At 50.1% G+C, this 17,802-nt stretch carries 14 protein-coding genes; 1 reads left to right on the forward strand and 13 read right to left on the reverse strand.

Annotated features, from left to right (window positions below):
- Positions 1-454: 454 nt before the first annotated feature.
- Both gndA and ABD031_RS09545 read right to left on the reverse strand, forming a co-directional pair.
- Positions 455-1,867: an NADP-dependent phosphogluconate dehydrogenase gene (gene gndA / locus ABD031_RS09540; RefSeq protein ID WP_343850743.1), complete on the reverse strand. Its 1,413-nt coding sequence runs from the start codon at positions 1,865-1,867 to the stop codon at positions 455-457.
- 48 nt (positions 1,868-1,915) lie between these two features.
- Positions 1,916-2,422 (reverse strand): gluconokinase, encoded by a 507-nt coding sequence (locus ABD031_RS09545; protein ID WP_343850745.1) that lies wholly within the window; start codon positions 2,420-2,422, stop codon positions 1,916-1,918.
- 307 nt (positions 2,423-2,729) lie between these two features.
- Here ABD031_RS09545 and ABD031_RS09550 point away from each other — a divergent pair, with 307 nt between their 5' ends.
- The gene (locus tag ABD031_RS09550; protein ID WP_343850747.1) at positions 2,730-4,364 is read left to right on the forward strand and encodes an ABC-F family ATP-binding cassette domain-containing protein; all 1,635 of its coding nucleotides are present in this window, start codon (positions 2,730-2,732) and stop codon (positions 4,362-4,364) included.
- Between the two features lie 560 nt (positions 4,365-4,924).
- Here ABD031_RS09550 and ABD031_RS09555 read toward each other — a convergent pair.
- From ABD031_RS09555 to ABD031_RS09605, 11 genes are all read right to left on the reverse strand, one after another.
- Positions 4,925-6,220: a TRAP transporter large permease gene (locus ABD031_RS09555; protein ID WP_343850749.1), complete on the reverse strand. Its 1,296-nt coding sequence runs from the start codon at positions 6,218-6,220 to the stop codon at positions 4,925-4,927.
- The gene (locus ABD031_RS09560) at positions 6,220-6,711 is read right to left on the reverse strand and encodes a TRAP transporter small permease (RefSeq protein WP_343850751.1); all 492 of its coding nucleotides are present in this window, start codon (positions 6,709-6,711) and stop codon (positions 6,220-6,222) included. The genes ABD031_RS09555 and ABD031_RS09560 overlap by 1 nt, the downstream gene beginning before the upstream one ends.
- A 26-nt stretch (positions 6,712-6,737) precedes the next feature.
- Positions 6,738-7,721 (reverse strand): TRAP transporter substrate-binding protein, encoded by a 984-nt coding sequence (locus ABD031_RS09565; RefSeq protein WP_343850753.1) that lies wholly within the window; start codon positions 7,719-7,721, stop codon positions 6,738-6,740.
- 86 nt (positions 7,722-7,807) lie between these two features.
- Positions 7,808-8,416 carry a uracil-DNA glycosylase family protein gene (locus ABD031_RS09570; RefSeq protein ID WP_343850755.1) on the reverse strand — a complete coding sequence of 203 codons (609 nt, stop codon included), beginning with the start codon at positions 8,414-8,416 and terminating at the stop codon, positions 7,808-7,810.
- Between the two features lies 1 nt (position 8,417).
- Positions 8,418-9,434, reverse strand: a complete 1,017-nt coding sequence (locus ABD031_RS09575) for a Gfo/Idh/MocA family protein (protein WP_343850757.1) — start codon at positions 9,432-9,434, stop codon at positions 8,418-8,420.
- Positions 9,435-9,532: 98 nt separating this feature from the next.
- Entirely contained in the window at positions 9,533-10,543 is a 1,011-nt protein-coding gene (gene yiaK / locus ABD031_RS09580) for a 3-dehydro-L-gulonate 2-dehydrogenase (protein WP_343850759.1), read from the reverse strand.
- 59 nt (positions 10,544-10,602) lie between these two features.
- Positions 10,603-11,931, reverse strand: a complete 1,329-nt coding sequence (locus ABD031_RS09585) for a pectate lyase family protein (RefSeq protein WP_343850761.1) — start codon at positions 11,929-11,931, stop codon at positions 10,603-10,605.
- A gap of 395 nt (positions 11,932-12,326) precedes the next feature.
- The gene (locus ABD031_RS09590; RefSeq protein WP_343850763.1) at positions 12,327-12,719 is read right to left on the reverse strand and encodes a VOC family protein; all 393 of its coding nucleotides are present in this window, start codon (positions 12,717-12,719) and stop codon (positions 12,327-12,329) included.
- 25 nt (positions 12,720-12,744) lie between these two features.
- Positions 12,745-14,220 carry a pectate lyase family protein gene (locus ABD031_RS09595; RefSeq protein WP_343850765.1) on the reverse strand — a complete coding sequence of 492 codons (1,476 nt, stop codon included), beginning with the start codon at positions 14,218-14,220 and terminating at the stop codon, positions 12,745-12,747.
- Positions 14,221-14,297: 77 nt separating this feature from the next.
- The gene (locus ABD031_RS09600; protein ID WP_343850767.1) at positions 14,298-15,959 is read right to left on the reverse strand and encodes a DUF4957 domain-containing protein; all 1,662 of its coding nucleotides are present in this window, start codon (positions 15,957-15,959) and stop codon (positions 14,298-14,300) included.
- Between the two features lie 27 nt (positions 15,960-15,986).
- Positions 15,987-17,801 (reverse strand): RagB/SusD family nutrient uptake outer membrane protein, encoded by a 1,815-nt coding sequence (locus ABD031_RS09605; RefSeq protein WP_343850769.1) that lies wholly within the window; start codon positions 17,799-17,801, stop codon positions 15,987-15,989.
- Position 17,802 lies beyond the last annotated feature (1 nt).

Here is a 17,802-nt window from a genome sequence, read left to right on the forward strand (position 1 = left end):
ATTGGCTCTCATCCCTTACCACTTTTCAATAAAATTAATCGCTCGAAAGGTGATTTTTTAATCTGAAGCTAACATAGGAGACGCAAAGGCTGAACTTTGCGGCTTTCCGGCTCTGCGAGAAAAAAGAATCGAAAACAAAAAAAGGCTGGATCGCTCCCAGCCCAATTATTTCATTCAAACAAAAAGCGGACAACTACAACTCTACACTGATGTGAAGTTTGCCACCCAGCCCTTCTTCCACAATCATCCTCAAAGCAGGAATCCTAACATCGCTCACAGCCCGCTCTATCTTGGAACTGTAAATTCTATTCAATTTGTCCATATGGGGGCTCGCAAAGGCTCAGAGAAGCAAAGGCTGAACTTTGTGGCTTTCCGGCTCTGCGAGAAAAAAAAGGAATTATAAACAAAAAAGGCTGGATCGCTCCAGCCCTTCGTAAATCGAAAATCGCAACTCTTAAATCCAGTTGGTGTGATAAAACTTACCGCTTGGATCGTTTTTCCGCTGGTACGTATGTGCGCCGAAATAATCTCGCTGCGCCTGTATCACGGATGCAGAAGATTCAGCGGTGATTCTTCCCAGGAGATAATTGATCCCTGCGCTCATCACCGGCAAAGCAAATCCATGGGTCAAACCCAAGCCTACCAATTCTGCCAAGGCTTTTCTGCCAGAAACCACCTGGTCCTTTACTCCGGCCATTTCAAAGAAGGACACGGAATCAGAATAATTGGCGGAGATATTTTCCATCAAGCCACTGCGGATGATGCAGCCATTGGTCCAGATTCGGGAGATTTCGTTGAAGTTGAGCTTCCAATCTTTGGTGTCGGACACGGTCTTCATCAGACGGAAACCAACTTCATGGTTGATGATTCGAGCCAAAGAATAAGCGGCTTTGATCTTGGGAAGCCACTCTTCTAAGCTGCCTTCGACTTGTTGGAACTCATGTTGGAAGGTTTTGGAGAAAGCTACACGCATGGCTTTTTCACCCGAGACTCCGCGGGCATTGACTGACTCGGCCAAGGGGCTGTAGGGAATTCCATATTCCAAAGCCGTGGTCAAGGACCAAGCTCCGGTGCCTTTTTGACCGGCCTGATCCAGGATTTTATCCAAAAGCAATTCTCCGTTTTCTTTGAAAAGGAGCAAATCGGCAGTGATCTCAAGCAAGAAGGACTTCAATTCTCCTTTTCCCCAATCCGAAAAAATCCCCGACACCTGCTCCGGCGTACAACCGAAACCAAATCGAAGCAAGTGCGTCAACTCGGCCAAAACCTGCATCTCTCCATATTCGATGGAATTGTGCACCATCTTGACGAAATGGCCTGAGCCACCTGGACCAACGTAGGTCACGCAAGGTTTGCCGTCTTTGTCTTTGGCAGAGATCCTGCCCAAAAAGTCCTCCACCATTGCATAGCCTTCAGCATTCCCACCTGGCATAATGGACGGACCTTTTCGCGCACCCTCTTCTCCTCCGGACACGCCCATCGGAAGGAAGTGCATGCCTAACTCATGAAGTCTTGCGACTCTCCGATTCGAATCGAGGTAAAAAGAATTTCCTCCGTCGATTACCAAATCGTCCTTTGCCAGAATCGGAAGCAAGCTATCCAGCTGCGCGTCAATAGCCACTCCGGCGGGAATCATCATCAGGATACGGCGGGGCTTTTCGAGTGAATCGACAAATTTCTGAAGATCCTCGAAGGCCAGCATATTCGAAAATTCAGGATTTTCATCGACCACTTTCTGGGCGATTCCCTCTTCCTTGCCTGCTACAAATCGGTTGTAAAGTGATACGGAAACGTCTTTTTCGGCCAAATTGAGCGCCAGGCTTTTACCCATGACACCCATTCCGATCACACCCATTTTCATTTTCATCTGCTTTTTTTGTTTAAATGTGGTCAATCCAGCAGGAGAGAAAGTTTCTCACTCTGTCTTGCTCGATTTTATAGGTTGAGATTTTAAGTAGTTGAGGGACTCGTCGAGCAACTGCTCGGGCGTCCCGGCAATGTCCAATAAATAGCCTGTCAGTGGCTTTTCCCAAAGGGCGATCTGCGAATCGAGCATCCCAGCCTTCATGAAGTGATTTTGTCGCGCCGACATCCGCTCCCAGATCAAATCCCGATCGCCCGTAAGGTGAATCCAGCGGATGCTTGGCGACACGGCCAGCATCTCCCGGTAGGAGTTTTTCAAAGCCGAACAGGTCAGGACCGCACCGCTGGTTTTCTCCGAAGCGAGCAACTGATCCGCCATGGCCTGAAGCCAGGGAATCCGGTCCTCGTCCGTCAGGGGATGGCCTGCACTCATCTTGGCGACGTTTGCCTCGGGGTGGAACTGATCCGCATCAAAAAAAGGAAGCCGAAGCCGTTCGGCAATACGCGCGCCGAGAGTGGATTTCCCAGTCCCAGACACGCCGGTGACAATAACAAGCATAGGGGCGAAGTTAGACTTTTTGCAGTCAACAGACAACGGTCCACCGCCGACCGAATTTCGGAAGTCTCTTCGCTTTACAATTTGGTTTCGTCCTTGCGAACGACGCAGGAGTGAAGCAATCTTTCCAAAGAGAAATGCTAACGGAAAGATGCCTCTTGGGAAAGATTGCTTCAGGGTATTGGCCTGCCAAAGAACCCTCAGCCGTGTGGAACCCTACCAATGACGCCTACTCGCACGTTTCAACTTTCAAAACTTTACCACCTTACAACTCCAATTCCTTACCTTTGCCGCTTCAATTCCAAGATTCATGATTTCAGTCGATAACGTCTCCGTGATCCACGGCGGCAGCCCGCTCTTCAGCAACATCACCTTCAACATCAACGAAACCGACAAGATCGCCCTGATGGGTAAAAACGGAGCAGGAAAGTCCACCCTGCTCAAGATCATTGCCGGGCAAAACAAGCCGAGCTCGGGCGCTGTGTCTGCTCCAAAAGGCTATGTGGTCGCCTACCTGCCCCAGCACTTGCTGACCTCCGATGACTGTACCGTAATGGAGGAAACGTCGAAGGCTTTCGCATCTTACCTCAATATGAAAACCGAAATCGAACGGATCAACGAAGAATTGACCGTCCGTACCGACTACGAATCTGAGGAATATTACAAGCTGATCGAGCAGGTTTCTGAGTTGAGCGAACTTTTTTATGCAATCGAAGAAGTCAACTACGAAGCAGAGGTAGAAAAAGTCCTTTTGGGACTGGGATTCGTACGTGAAGACTTTCTGCGCAACACTTCCGAGTTTTCCGGAGGCTGGAGAATGCGTATCGAGCTGGCCAAGATCCTGTTGCAAAAGCCGGATCTGATCCTCCTCGATGAACCGACCAATCACCTCGACATCGAGTCCATCCAGTGGTTGGAGGATTTTTTGATCAACAAAGCCAAAGCTGTCGTGGTCATCTCTCACGACCGGGCCTTTGTAGACAACATCACGACTCGCACCATCGAGGTGACCATGGGTCGAATCTACGACTACAAAGCCAAATACAGCCACTATCTGGAGCTGCGCAAAGAGCGACGCGAGCAGCAACAAAAGCAGCACGAGGAGCAGAAGCGAGCCATGGCTGACATCCAGGAATTCATCGATCGCTTCAAGGGCACTTATTCCAAGACGCTTCAGGTACAATCCCGTGTGAAGATGCTGGAGAAGATGGAAATCATCGAGGTGGATGAGGTGGATAGCTCAGCGTTGAAGCTTCGCTTTCCTCCCTCTCCCCGATCAGGAAAATATCCGGTCATTGTGGAAGAGATGAGCAAAAGCTACGGCGACCATGTCGTGTTCCGGGACGCTTCCATGACGATCGAGCAAGGACAAAAAGTCGCTTTCGTCGGAAAAAATGGGGAAGGAAAGTCCACGATGATCAAAGCGATCATGGGCGAGATCGACTTCCAAGGCAAGTGCGAACTCGGTCACAATGCCATGATCGGCTACTTTGCGCAGAACCAAGCTTCGCTTCTGGACGAGACGCTGACCATCTTTGAAACCATCGACAACATCGCCGTGGGCGAAGTCCGCACCAAGATCAAGGATATCCTCGGCGCCTTTATGTTCAAAGGCGATGACATCAACAAAAAGGTCAAGGTGCTATCCGGAGGGGAAAAAACCAGACTGGCGATGATCAAACTTCTGCTCGAGCCGGTGAACTTGCTGATTCTCGATGAACCGACCAACCACTTGGACATGAAGACCAAGGACATCATCAAGGACGCGCTCAAGGCATTTGATGGCACCATCGTCTTGGTTTCCCACGACCGGGACTTCTTGGACGGGCTGGCAACCAAAGTTTTTGAATTTGGAAACAAACGCGTCAAAGAGCACTTCGAAGACATCAACGGATTCCTGAGAAACAAGAAGCTGGAGAACCTGCGGGAAGTGGAGAGGAAGTAGTCCCTCGACAAGCTCGGGAACCTATTCAGTGAGCAGTCTCAGTTGGCAGGTCGCAGACCTTTGAGGGTTTTGAAAGCCTTAGTCTGGCAAATGCAACATATTCTTTACTCCGAGACTCCAATCGGAGTATCAGACTGAGCACTGGAACTACGAGGGTAGCATAATCGACGCCCCTATAATTATGAAATCCGAGGCCTCCCGCTCGGATTTCTCGTTATCGGCTTGGTCAGCTTCTGGAAATGCAGGAAAAACAGGAAGTGTGGCTTTCAGAGTTAAGTTTCAAATCCTCATACCTGAGTTTTAAAAATCTCTATTTACAAAAGAGGAAAAATTGAATGACTAACCGCTATCTGTCCTCGCTAAATGCCGTATGCATGAATCATTGAATAGCCAGGGTTGGTGAGCGGACTCGAACCATAATGGCTGGAACCCAAAAGTTGAGAGGGTTTCAAAAATGCCGTAGGCATGCTCGATAGTTTTAGGATGCACGAGCCGAGAATAAAATAAAAACCCTCCAAGGGACTTTAAGCCCTTGGAGGGTGAAAATTCTAGCGTCTTTTTTACAATCCAAACATCCTCGGTAGCCAAAGTGAAATCTCTGGAAACAGCATGATCAGCACTAAGCCGACAATCATGGCAAAGAACAACGGCAAGAGCGGTTTGATCACCTGCTGAATCGAGATCTTGGCGATTCCGACACCGATGAAAAGCACCGATCCTACAGGGGGTGTACAAAGTCCAATGCAAAGGTTGAGCACCATCATGATTCCGAAGTGTACCGGATCGACACCCAATGCTGTGACTACAGGCAAAAAGATCGGAGTAAAGATCAAAACAGCCGGAGTCATGTCCATGAAGATCCCGACAAAGAGCAAGAGCAAGTTGATCAGGATCAGGATGACGATTATGTTGTCACTCAGGGAGAGTAGGGCCGCAGAGATATTCTGAGGAATATTCTCACTGGACATCACCCAAGACATCGCCATCGAGGTCGCGATCAAGAGCATCACGACCGCAGTGGTTTCACCTGATTTAAGGAGGATTTGCGGCAATTGTTTCCAACCGATTTCCCGGTAGATGAGTGACAGGATCAAACTATAAACCACCGCAATCGCAGAAGCTTCGGTCGCTGTAAATACACCTCCGACGATCCCTCCGATCACGACAACGAGTAAAAACAGGCTGGGAACGGCATTATAGAAAGTTTTTAATACCAAGCTCATGGAAGAAGGCTCGCCCGCCGGCAGCTTATTCACCTTGATCAGGATCGCCGAAGTAATCATCAACAACCCTCCAACCAAAAGTCCGGGAAGATAGCCCGCAACAAATAGCGCTGCTACAGATACCCCTCCCGATGCTAAAGAGTACACGATCAAAACATTGGAAGGAGGAATGATCAATCCCGTGGTGGATGAGGTGATATTCACCGCCGCACCAAGCGCTTTGGGATAACCTTCTTTCTCCATTCTTTTTCCCAAGATACCACCCATGGACGATGCCGCAGCTACTGCGGAACCGGCAATCGCGCCCATTAGCATGGCTGCAATAATATTCACATGAAGCAGCCCGCCAGGAAGGCGACCTGTCAAGGCTTTGGCAAACTCAATCAGTCGGTTGGCTATTCCTCCGCGATTCATCAATTCTCCCGCCACGATAAAGAACGGTATGGCCAAGAGCGAAAAGCTGTCCAAACCGGTAGCCATCCGTTGCGCCACCGTCGTGATCGCCGGCATCGTCGCCACCGTCACCATCAAGGTCAGCATGCTCGACAAGCCCAAACTCCAAGCCACCGGAACCCCAATCCCCAGAAAAAACAAAAATGAAATAACTAGAATTAATACACTTAACACTTCCATTATTCAGCGGTTTTGAGGGTTTGGGATAATTGAACAATAGAATAGACCTGGTAGTAGGCTACCAAGATTCCACTAAATGGGACCATGCCGTAGATGTAGGCTAAGGGTATCTGCAAGGTCGCGGACTTTTGTCCCAGGATGAAAGTGATGTACACTAAATTAGATCCGCCGATCATCATAGCGGTAACTGCGAAAACCAAGATGCAAACATGAATCAAGATCATCAGTTTCAGCTGGGCTTTACCTTTGAGCTTGGTCAGTAGAATATCGATGGCCAGGTGTTCATTTTTTCCGGCAACATAGGCCGTCCCCAGCATCCCGACCCAGATCAGCATGTAGCGCGACAGCTCGTCAGTGAAGGAACTCGGACTTTGAAAAACATATCGGGAAGTCACCTGCCAGGTGACATTCAGCACCATCAAGGCCATCAACACGACTAGCATATGGCCGATCAGAAGGTCTAGGTTGGACTTAGTTTTAATCGAAAACATCAGACTATATCTTTTGGGTTACTGGTTTATTGGACTTCTCGGATAGCTTTTACAATCTCGTAAATCTCCGGCTGGGCTACTTTCAACTGCTCGTAAACTCCCTCCACTGCCTTGCGGAAAGGCTCTTTGTCAGGCCGAACGATGGTCACGCCAGCTGCTTCCAGCTCACGCATCGACTCAGCTGTTGACTCTGCCCACAATTCGTATTCGTATTCAGCAGATTCGTCGGCAGCCGACTGCACCCACTCCTGCTCCTCTGGAGAAAGTGAGTTCCACACTTTGGTGCTGATGATGACGACATCCGGGATCGCGGTATGTTCGTCCAAGCTGTAATATTTGCAGACTTCGTAATGCTTGGAGGTATAGAGACTTGGCGCGTTGTTTTCCGCAGCATCCACGATGCCCTGCTGAAGTGCGGTGTATAATTCTCCATAGGAAACTGGAGTCGGCGAACTGCCCATAGCCTTGACCATGTTAGATGCAGTCGGGCTTTCCATCACTCTGACTTTAAGCCCTTTCAGATCTTCCGGTGTGTTGACCGGCTTGTCTTTGGTGTAAAAGCTTCTTTTTCCAGCGTCATAGTAGCACAATCCACGAAGCCAAAACTCCTCCCCGTCCAGCAAAAGTTGCTTTCCAATCGGCCCGGTCAACACGTCCTTTTGGTGTTTGTCGTCTCGGAAAAGGTAAGGCATCCCATACACTTGCATCGTAGGAGCAAAGCCTTCCAGCGCCGCAGCGGATACTTTGGTCATACCCAAACTTCCGATTTGAAGGAGTTCGACAAGCTCTCTTTCCGAACCGAGTTGTTGGTTGGGATAGACCGAGACTTTAATTTTGCCACCGGATTTTTCTTCGATTTTCTTGCCCATATAGAGCATCGCCTCATGCACCGGATGGTTTACGACCTGTGCGTGGCCGAGTTTGATGACTTTGACACCGAGCTGATCCGAACAGGAGTTGAGCAGGCAGGAGGTCAAAATCAAAGAGAAGAGGAGCAGGTATTTATTCATGGGTTTCGTTTTGCAGACTTGGGGTAACAATATCACTCTTTCAATTTTTAAGGCGCGGAGAAATTACGGAATCGATTTAAAATCGCTCAAGTCAAACTTTTCTCCTGTCCCATCGCCTCTCGCGATGGATTAATTGGGTGGGTTTCGGAACCAAATTTCGCGCGATAGTCTGACAGACGATATTCATAGATTGATCGGATTTCTCCACTTGCTTGCTTCATCTTGTAATCAGCCAAACCCGCGATGTAGGTATTTGCGGCCGGAGAGGGTGAAAGCAAAACTGCGGTGGGGAGTCTAAAATCGGGAAATATCTTGTTAAATTCTTTTTCGACAAATCTGCTGGTGAAAAGTACCCTAAAAATCTTCGGTGTGAGACATTTCAGGATCCCGTTTTTGTTGTGCTCGACGATCTTCAGATTGGCATCGCTGCAGTTGTCCTTCGTTCGGATGATCCGGTAAGCCACGTCAGAAAGTGCCAGTCCATTTTGCAGGCAAAGCTCCCTCTTCTGCTCCAAGGTATCCACCGACATGCCGAATGTGTCGGACAAAAGCCTCCAAAACTCATTCTTGCCACTTCCGCAATAAAACCAAGGCCCATAGTCCAGGCCGTTGAAACAGGGAAAACTCCCCAGGATCAGCGTCTCGGATCCTGCCGGACAAAATGGCTCAAAGGGATGCGTCTCGACCCGGTCCATCTCAGAGGCTTAGGACCTTGCCGAGCTTGGAGGATTCGTAGATCGCGCAGATCAGCTCCACGGACTTTCGGGCCGTCCTTCCGTCCACCACCACAGCCTGATCGGTATCCATAGTTTCCAAAAACAATTTCCATTGATCCAAGTGAAGTTGAATCCCGATGGCATTTGGATCGGATGAGCCGCTGCCGCCGGCCGCTTCAGTATTCGGTTCCAAGGGAGGCTGACCTTTCACATTCCAAGCCGTTAGCTTCCCGCCTTCGAGGATCGCACTTCCTTCTGTGCCAAAGATCTCGATCCGCTCCGGGTAGCCGGGGTAAAGCGCCGTCGCTGAGGTGATGTTTCCCAAAGCGCCATTTTTAAAGTTCACCAGCGCAGCTCCCAAGTCTTCTCCCTCGATGGGATAAAGCGTGGTCTGCACCTGGCCATAGACATTTTTCACATCGCCCATCAGGTTGAGCAGCAGGTCGATGGTATGAATACCCTGGTTGATCAAGGCTCCGCCTCCGTCTGCTTTGAGGGTTCCTTTCCAGACACTACTCGAGTAATAGGCATCGTTTCTAAACCAATTCACGTAGGCATTGCCCATGATCAGCCGTCCAAAAACACCCGCATCGACAGCCTCCTTCAGTTTTATATAATCTGGGGAAAAGCGGTTTTGGAAGATCACCGCGAGTTTGACACCTTTTTTATCCGCAGCATCGATCAATTGATCCGCGCGGGAAGGGTTGATCTCGATCGGCTTCTCCACCATCAGGTGTTTGTCAGCCTCGATGGCAGCCAAACCCGGCTCCAGGTGCATGCCGCTCGGTGTGCAGATGCAGACGATGTCCAAGCCCTCCACTGCGAGAAAGTCCGCGATGTCCGAAAAAACGGGTGCAGAAAACTTCTCCCGCGCAGCTTCGGCGCTTTTGGGGTTGGGGTTAAAAAGTCCGATCAAACGCCCGCCTTCCAGCTCGGCGATTGCCTGTGCGTGCTTGATGGCGATGGCACCCGTGCCTACGATTCCTATTCCTTTCATGTGTTTACAATTTGTTTTTTAACGGCCACATGGAATCTCGCATGATTGACAATCCTCCCAGTAAGTGAGGTTTTCTCTCATGCTTGATTTTCTATTGCTCATTTCAATTCGTTTAGTAGTTTCTCCCAAGTTTTCTTCGCGACAGGAATGCCATGCTCCAGATTTCGCTGTCTGGTCTTCATGGTTTGCTGACCGGGGTAAAAAACGGACTTGCCCGCAAAAGCTTCAGCCCCCAGATAATCCTCGACAATCGCCTCCGCCTTTTCCTCAAACCAAGCCTCCAGGCCCAGCACCTTCGGATCCAAAGCGATAAAAACCTGCGAAAGCCCGGTTTCCAAGCTTGCCTTTCCGATATCCTTGGTACTGTTTCCTCCGGAAAGCAAAGCCGCCAACAAATCAATCATCAGCGACAAACCGGCACCTTTCCATAGCCCAACCGGCAGCGCGGACTGCTTTTGCATGACGATCTTCGGATCATGGGTCAGGTTTCCTTTTTCATCAAGCCCTGCGGGAAAAGCGGCTTGCTCTCCTGCCTCTGCCAGACGGCTCAGCTTGCCATAGGCAAATTGTGACATTGCCATGTCGAGAACCAGATGCCCCCCTTCTCGGGGAATGCCGATGACCAGCGGATTGTTGCCCAGTCTCGGCTCCTTGGCATCCCAGGCGGGCATATTGGGCATCGTGTTGGTAAAGCAAATCCCGATCTTTCCCTGCTCTACCGCCTGCCATCCGTAGCTTCCGCCGCGCATCCAGTGATTGGTATTGGCCAAAGCAACGCAGCCGATTCCGTTTTCGGAGGCAAGTTCCATCGCCCGGTTCATCGACTGTTGGGCATTGAGATTGCCGGGGCCGAGTTGCCCATCCCATCGCTCGAAAAAACCGGCTTTCGAAAGCAAAACGGGGCTTTTGTCAGGTAAAACAACTCCTGCTCGGATGTATTGAAGAAGCCGATCGAAGCGCTCGATCCCGTGCGAACGGACGCCATCCAGATCTGTCGTAGCAAAAAGTTCAGCGCATTGTGAGGCTTTTGATTCGGAAAAACCAACGCTTTCCAGCCCCTTTTGAAGGCTTTTTTTGAGCTCGGAAAATGGAATCAGAAGATCAGACATGGCGGGTTGGGCTACGCAACCCAAGATACTTGCCTCGGGTCAATTCCACAATTCTATTTTTAATTTCCCGCGATCAAGCCATTGAGATAGATCTCGACGTTGGTGTAGTTGCTGTCCAAGTCAAACTGAGCGGCATCCAAAGCCGATTGCGGATTGAGCTCCCTGCCTTTTTCCCAGTCGTCGGGCATGCCGTCTTGATCAGAGTCTATAGGAGCTTCTTTCTGATCCAATATTGGCCAACCTCCCACTTGCTCTTGAGTATCGATGATACCACTTTGGCCAAAGGTTTCTTTGCCGCTTTTGATCTCGTCAATTACCCGCAAATCCACTGCATCACGAGACAGCCTTGCACCGGCATTTTCCAAAACAAACTCCAGCGCCTCGTCAGCGGAGAACGTCTTGGCAGCGGCATTTTCCAATTCCTCATCCAGCAAACTCCAGCCTTCCTTGGTATGGACGACACCCAACGAATTGTTTTGAGACATTTCCGAAAAGCCTTCCACGACATTGCCGCTGATAAAGAATCGGCCATAAGGTGCATAGGGTTCCAGGATCCAAACGTGCTTTTCCGGAGTGGCTGGACCGGGTTTATAGTAGTTGTTCACCATGTTGTAATTACCCTCTTCACCGGCGTAGGAGCTATTTCCTGACCAGTTGTAGATTACATTATTGCGAAAATCGCCCAGCTCTTTTTTGGGCATTTTGTGGTATCTGGCTCCATTAAATCTTGGATTTCGGCTGTTGTGATCTGAGAGAAGATTGTAGAGAAAGGAGGCTTTCATCCCGCCCCAGATTCCACCATAACCGTGTTCGCCTTTCTCGTGAACTGAGCGGTTGAGGCTTTCCGAAAGGATGCTGTTTTGTAGGGTGAAATTCTCATTGTCGTAGAAGGAACCGCATTCGTCTGTCGCCCAGCTGAGCGAGCAGTGGTCTATGATCACGTCCTTGGTGCGAATCGCGCTGATCGCATCGTCCTGCACCTGATGCAGGTCTCCCATCCGACTTCGGATGTAGCGGATGATGACATTATTTGCTTTTATTTTGAGGGGAAAATTCTTCAAAGTAATCCCTCCGCCCGGCGCAGATTGCCCGGCGATGGTCAAATCACCATAGTTGATGTCCAGCGAAGACTCCAAGTCAATAGTTCCGGAAACCGCAAACACGATGATCCTGGGCTCCTTTTTCTGAATGGCTTTCCTGAGAGTTCCCGGTCCGTCATCTGCCAGACTCGTCACCACGAATACTTTCCCACCCCTGCCTCCGGTCGTGTATTTCCCAAATCCCTCTGCTCCGGGAAAAGCCAATTTTTGCGGAATCTGATCTTGGGCAAAGGCTCCGCACAGGAAGGCAAATTGAAAGAAGAGTAAAAGGGTTGGGAAAAGTTTCATGGTTGACTATTCTGATTTTTTATTTGGATATACGCTATTTTGTCAGTAGCTCACCTTAAACTAGTATTAGGAGCTCTCAACGATACCGAGACGCAACATCGGACGCCTGTGCTGAACGTAGCCGAAGCATCGTTCCTCCAGCCACATTGACCAAGGAAATTCGCTTACTGGCAGAATTCCATATATGCAGTTTTTTTAATAGTGTTAAGTATAATTTGTCGTCTAAGCATGGTCTCGACTCCGCTCGACCTGACAACGCGGTGTCAACTTAGGCGAAGTCGAAAGGTCATTTCGCAGTTAATTTAAAACTAGAACGATGGAGGACTCTACCTCGCGGATGCCCCAAAAGAACCGTTTAGACCGCATCGAAATTGTCGTCCGTCGACAGTTGACAACTACATCGGATCCAACATGGGATTGGCCCTTTTGCACAGCTGCAAACACAGGCCCCAAGGATCTCGCAGCATCACCAAGTGCGAGCCGTCGGGCAGGAAATCATCGCTGATCTCGACCGCTCCGGCAGCACAAAGTCGAGCTTTGTCCGCCACAGGATCTTCCGAAACCAAGGCCAGATGAACCGCCAGCGGGTGAAGTTTAGCGAAGTCCAGCGTTTCTCCTTTTGGATTGGAATAGAGTTCCAGCATCACCGTGCCGCTGTCGTCGGCCAGGAAAGTCATGTGCGGCGCATCCGCCATCTTTTTGCGGACACTCAGTCCAAGGTGCTCCTCATACCAGTGGGACATAGCTTTGGGGTTGGGGACATTGAGAGCAAAATGTTCGAATTTCATAGCATTTCGGATTTATTAAGGATTGTTATTTTAATGGAAACCCAGAGATCAGACCGTTAAGATACACTTCTAGGTAAGTATAAGGAGTTCCCGGTTTTAGGTTCGCACCGTCGCTGGCGTTCTTTGGATCAAGTTCGTTGGCGGTCTCCCAGGCATCCGGGATTCCATCCTGATCCGAATCCAAAAGAGGCGTGCCAGCCGCCAAGTCCGGCCAACCTCCGACATCGGCTTGAGAGTCGATGATACCCTTGGTACTGCCGAGGGAGCCTTCGAAATCGTAGGTATTCGACTTGACATTGGCTAAGATACGCAGGTCGACCGCATCCCGAACGAGTGAGTGACCAGCATGTGCCAGCACCAAATCCAAGGCTTCGGCAGCCGAATGTGTAGTCACATTTTGGTCGATGGAATGGGCTGTGGTCTGACGCAAAGCCGTCAGTTCAGACGGCGGTATTGTGCCGTAACTGGTATGAAACTGATTCAAAACGCCATGAGTCCAGTTGTCTGCGAGGACTTGCGGATTGCCTTCGACGGCATTGCCATCGATGTAGAACTTGCCCCAAATCCCAAACACCTCGGTACCGGCCACTTTGTTTTTGTCAATGGAAATGATCCGATTTCTTTTGCTTCCGCCCGGAGTCGCTGGCCCCGGCTTATAGTAATTGTTGACGATATTGACATTCATCGCTTCGCCGCCGTAGGTGCTGTTTCCGGCCCAGTTGTAGATCACGTTATTTCGCATGTCCACTTTGTCGGTGAGTGCAAAAGCTTTGCCTGCCTCTTCGCCTAGTCGTGGATTTCGGCTGTCATGATGAGCCAATAGGTTGTGGTGAAAAGAAGCATTCTTTCCGCCCCAGATTCCTCCGTAGCCATGCGAGCCTTTTTCGTGGACCGAGGCTTTCAAGCTTTCAGAAATGATACTCCACTGAAGGGTAAAGTTTTCATTCGCATAAAACGTCGCCGTTTCGTCAGTAGACCAGCTCAACGAGCAGTGATCTACGATGATGTTTTTCTGAAATCTGGCTTCCAAAGCATCGGCCTGCTGCGCTCCGATATCACCCATTCGAAACCGCAGGTAGCGGATGATCACATTGCTCGCGCTGATCACCACGGGAAAATCCCGGATGGTAATCCCACCGCCGGGGGCGCTTTGGCCTGCGATGGTCAGGTCACCTTGGGTGATGTTTAGCTTGGACTTGAGCCGGATATTTCCGCCTACGGCAAAGACTACCGTCCGCCTGCCGGACTGACTGAGCGCATGACGGAGTGTACCCGAGCTGCCGTCGTCTTCCAGGCTGGTGACATAGATTACTTTACCCCCGCGGCCACCGGTCGCCTCACGTCCGAAGCCTTCTGCTCCGGGAAATGCATACACAGGCCCGGTGTAGGGTGGGATTACAATTTCTTCGTCGATCGCCTTGTCGGGCACTCGAACTGCATCTCCCTCGGAGCAAGAAAGCAAACCGAGCAGGAGGACCATTGACAAACCTATATTTTTCATGAAATTTAAAAAAGGCCATCAAGAAAAAGGTGAGGCAATTGCCCCACCCTTTATCATCAATAAACCAATGCTATAAATTAAAGTTTTACTCTCCATCTAGGATCTCCGGTGTCGTACTTACCGGCAAATCCGCTGTCTTTGAAGTTGAAATTATTCACCGCCGGATTGACCCAGAGGTCATTTTGTCCTTTGGTATAATTCCCCACCGGGAATCCTGGAATCTCACCTGAAGCAAAGGAAAAATCTGAAGTACTGAATACGTTGACAATGTCAAACACAGTCGAGCCAAGTCCTTCCATTCCTTTTATAGCAAATGCATCAGCGCCTGCCTCATCCCATCCGTGACCAAAGATGCTGTTACGGATCTTGATCCCTTCTGCTACATTATTGTTGCCGTCACCTCCACGGTAGCGGAAGAGAAAGTTGCTGCTATTGACATAGTTGCCAAAGGTGCAGGACTCGATGGTGATCGAAGTAGTGTTGTTACGGGAAGTGATCGCTCCTTGAGTTTTGTTGAAGGTTGAGTTTTCGAACAAAATGCGATTCACTCTGGCTGTAGGAGCCGCTGGTTTCGGGTCGGTATCTGTAGTCAGCAAGCCATATCCGCCGATGCTGTCCACGAGGGAATTTCGGATAATGTATTGGTCGATCTCCACCGTGCCTCGGATTCTGAGGATACCCCGGAAGGTTCCGATTTCGCAGTTTTCGAAGGATAACTCACCCACCCGAACTCCGCTCGTGTTCGGATTGAACACGTAGTCTCCGGTATAATCGGCCCCTCTGATCTCCAAATCCACAAAGCGGATGTGGTCGATCTGAGCGCCTTCGGCAATGTTCCAGTTACCTTCTGTGTACAGTTTTGCCTTTTGCTCACCGAAACCGTAAGCGGCCTGGATCGTAATTGACTTGTCGAGCGCATCAGAAGGCAAATCATAGGTCATGCCTCTTTTTACTAAAACAAGCGCGCCATCCGGTGCTCCGGCCACCGCATCTGCTACGGCAGAAGGACTTGTATTGTCTCTCACATCGATCACTCCTGGAGCGGTTGGGTCGACATCAGCTGTCAGCGTGGTATAAGGTACCCAGCCTCTCAACACCTCACCACTATAGATCGCAATCTGATAGGCAGTCTCAGGCTCCAGTCCGTTGACAATCGACGCACCTTCTATTTCTTCCTCAGCAGTGACCGGCTGCTCTGGAAGCAGCGGCGTGGTCAGCTTGAGATCATCTCCGGCAAATACCTTGGTGCCGGTAACGGCCGCGCCTGCTTTGACCCAAGATACCCGCGCCGCGATGTCGATCACGTCATAGCTGGACGGCTCGTTGATGATACTGGGAAAGCGCTGCGTACGTACATTTCCCAGATCAGCCACCTTGCTGTCGTACACCGGATCGGTGGCACGGGCAGTGGCACGCACCTGATACAGGGTGTTCCAGAAGAGGTCTTCTCCTACGAGGGCTTTGTCCACCACGACGTAGCTCGTGTCAGTTTCGATCAAGTAATCAACTGTGTTAAATGTGTCACGACTGACCTCAACAGTATAAGAAACTGCCTCTTTGAGACTGCCCATGTTCACGATGATCGTGTTCGCTTCGGAGGTCAGCTCCTCATTGAGCACCGGTCTGAAAAGCCGGGTTTGCTCATAGATAGTTTCTTCCTCCTTGCAGGCTGTGAGTCCGATTATCCCCACTGTCGCCCAAAACAGAAGGGTAGGAATATTCAATTTTGATATTTTCATCTTCTTGATTTTTTTTGGCTTTAGGAATTAAAATCCGTACCCGGAATTGTCCAACGTTCCTTGGCTGTTGGCAACAGCGCTGGCAGGAATCGGGAAAATATACCTTGCGATACCTGGCTTTGGTCCATTGTAATAGTTGTTCCAGTCCTTGGTGATCCAGTCAGCATAGGTCTTGACTTCATCGTGCATGCTCAGCAGGAACGGAACCTGCGTCCAGCTATCATCCGGTGGAGCGACTACTTTGGTATTTGGATTGAGAATGGTGAAGTCACCTTTCGCATCCAGCTTCCAGTACATGTAGTCTGGCAGATTGCCGGTACCATTGTAGGCATCGTCTGCCATTTGCTTCAGCCCTTCCACAGTTTCTTCCATCTTTTCAGCATAGTTGCCCCAACGGATCAGCTCGTACTTACGGATCATCTCACCACCAAACTCCCAAGCTCTTTCGTCCACTATTGCTTCAAAGAAGCTTTCCTTGTCGGCAGAGACAGTAGAAACATACGTATCTACTCTTTCGCCCCAAACAGACTCGTCAAAGGCTCTTCTTCTCACACGCTTCAACTGCTCCTGTGCGGCTGCACTCGGGCCATTGAGTTCATTTTCGGCTTCAGCAAACATGAGCAACACATCCGAATAGCGCAGCATTGGCCAGTTGATACCGGTTCCTTTTGCAGAGGATGCCCCCGGAGGGTTTTCCAGGAAGTGACGGCTCCACTTGCCCTGAGCGATGTTGGTTCGGTTGTTTACAAATTCCTCCTGAAAGCTGCTGTTGACTTTGTAGAGCGCACAGGTCACGTCCCGACGTACGTCAAGCGTATCGAAGGAAAAATAATAGGTCGGCGGGATAGCCATGTAGTTATTGCCAGACCCAAAGGTATGCGCCGCAGTAGGGCCACCTTCGACTGTGATCCCAATATTCCAGGCTACGTCTCCATTACCCAAAGCAAAAGGCACCTCAAACAAAACATCCGCATTGACCGGAGAGATGAATTTGGATTGGTTGAGAAACACCTGACGGTAATCTCTAGGCAGCTCGCGGTCCTTCAAGGCGATCAGTTTGGCAGTATAATCTCTGGCAATCTGATAGTACTCCAGGTAGTCCGGTGAACGCTGCATGGTCAAGTCTTCTTTGAGATAGTATCCCCCGCGCTGCAAAGAAAGGCGTGCGATCATACCGAGGGTATACTCACGAGTCACTTGCTCGATCCCGAATGGAGTCTCGTCAGCCCACATCATCTTCTCCTCCACCTCGATCATGTCATTGATCACCTCAGTGAGGATGAGATTGCGGTCAGCCTTTGGAAGGAGAAAATCTCCCCCAGCCACCGGAGCAAAGTCTACAAAGGGAACATCTCCCCAGTAGAAAGTCAGGATGCTAAACCAGTAAGCTTTCAGGGTCACCGCCTCGCCCAGCAGATGGTTCATGGTGCGTGCCTCCACCGGGTCTTCGGACTCCAGCTTTCCGCTGGCTTTCAGTCCTTCGATAGAGATGTTCGCGTCCCGGATTGCCCGATAGGCATAGGTCCAGACGATCTCCAGATCCCGGTTGCTTTCCAGCGCCTCAAGATCCCAGATCTGGTAGCGATCCCCAGTACTGGTCCATCCGCTTTGGTGCTCGATGTCGGTATTTCCGGCAAAGTTGTTGGAAAGTCGGCTTCGGAAAGCATCCTGTCCGAAGTGACTGTAAACTGCATTGACGCCTTTGCGGGCATCGTCCACATTGGAATAGATGTAATTCGCATCAAATGTGGAAAGCGATTCTGGCTCCAGGAAGTCACTACAGGACATCGCTAACATGGAGGCAGCCGCAAATAGAATTGATTTATATGAGGTTGATTTCATT

Origin of the sequence: Algoriphagus jejuensis, assembly GCF_039523455.1 — a bacterium.
GTDB classification, from domain to species: Bacteria; Bacteroidota; Bacteroidia; order Cytophagales; family Cyclobacteriaceae; genus Algoriphagus; species Algoriphagus jejuensis.

Excerpts from the sequence above, each read along its gene's own strand:
- gndA (WP_343850743.1), bottom strand. The coding sequence starts at position 1,867 with ATGAAAATGAAAATGGGTGTGATCGGAATGGGTGTCATGGGTAAAAGC.
- ABD031_RS09595 (WP_343850765.1), bottom strand. The coding sequence starts at position 14,220 with ATGAAAAATATAGGTTTGTCAATGGTCCTCCTGCTCGGTTTGCTTTCT.
- ABD031_RS09575 (WP_343850757.1), bottom strand. The coding sequence starts at position 9,434 with ATGAAAGGAATAGGAATCGTAGGCACGGGTGCCATCGCCATCAAGCAC.
- ABD031_RS09555 (WP_343850749.1), bottom strand. The coding sequence starts at position 6,220 with ATGGAAGTGTTAAGTGTATTAATTCTAGTTATTTCATTTTTGTTTTTT.
- ABD031_RS09590 (WP_343850763.1), bottom strand. The coding sequence starts at position 12,719 with ATGAAATTCGAACATTTTGCTCTCAATGTCCCCAACCCCAAAGCTATG.
- ABD031_RS09605 (WP_343850769.1), bottom strand. The coding sequence starts at position 17,801 with ATGAAATCAACCTCATATAAATCAATTCTATTTGCGGCTGCCTCCATG.
- ABD031_RS09585 (WP_343850761.1), bottom strand. The coding sequence starts at position 11,931 with ATGAAACTTTTCCCAACCCTTTTACTCTTCTTTCAATTTGCCTTCCTG.
- ABD031_RS09550 (WP_343850747.1), top strand. The coding sequence starts at position 2,730 with ATGATTTCAGTCGATAACGTCTCCGTGATCCACGGCGGCAGCCCGCTC.
- ABD031_RS09565 (WP_343850753.1), bottom strand. The coding sequence starts at position 7,721 with ATGAATAAATACCTGCTCCTCTTCTCTTTGATTTTGACCTCCTGCCTG.
- ABD031_RS09545 (WP_343850745.1), bottom strand. The coding sequence starts at position 2,422 with ATGCTTGTTATTGTCACCGGCGTGTCTGGGACTGGGAAATCCACTCTC.
- ABD031_RS09570 (WP_343850755.1), bottom strand. The coding sequence starts at position 8,416 with ATGGACCGGGTCGAGACGCATCCCTTTGAGCCATTTTGTCCGGCAGGA.
- yiaK (WP_343850759.1), bottom strand. The coding sequence starts at position 10,543 with ATGTCTGATCTTCTGATTCCATTTTCCGAGCTCAAAAAAAGCCTTCAA.
- ABD031_RS09600 (WP_343850767.1), bottom strand. The coding sequence starts at position 15,959 with ATGAAAATATCAAAATTGAATATTCCTACCCTTCTGTTTTGGGCGACA.
- ABD031_RS09560 (WP_343850751.1), bottom strand. The coding sequence starts at position 6,711 with ATGTTTTCGATTAAAACTAAGTCCAACCTAGACCTTCTGATCGGCCAT.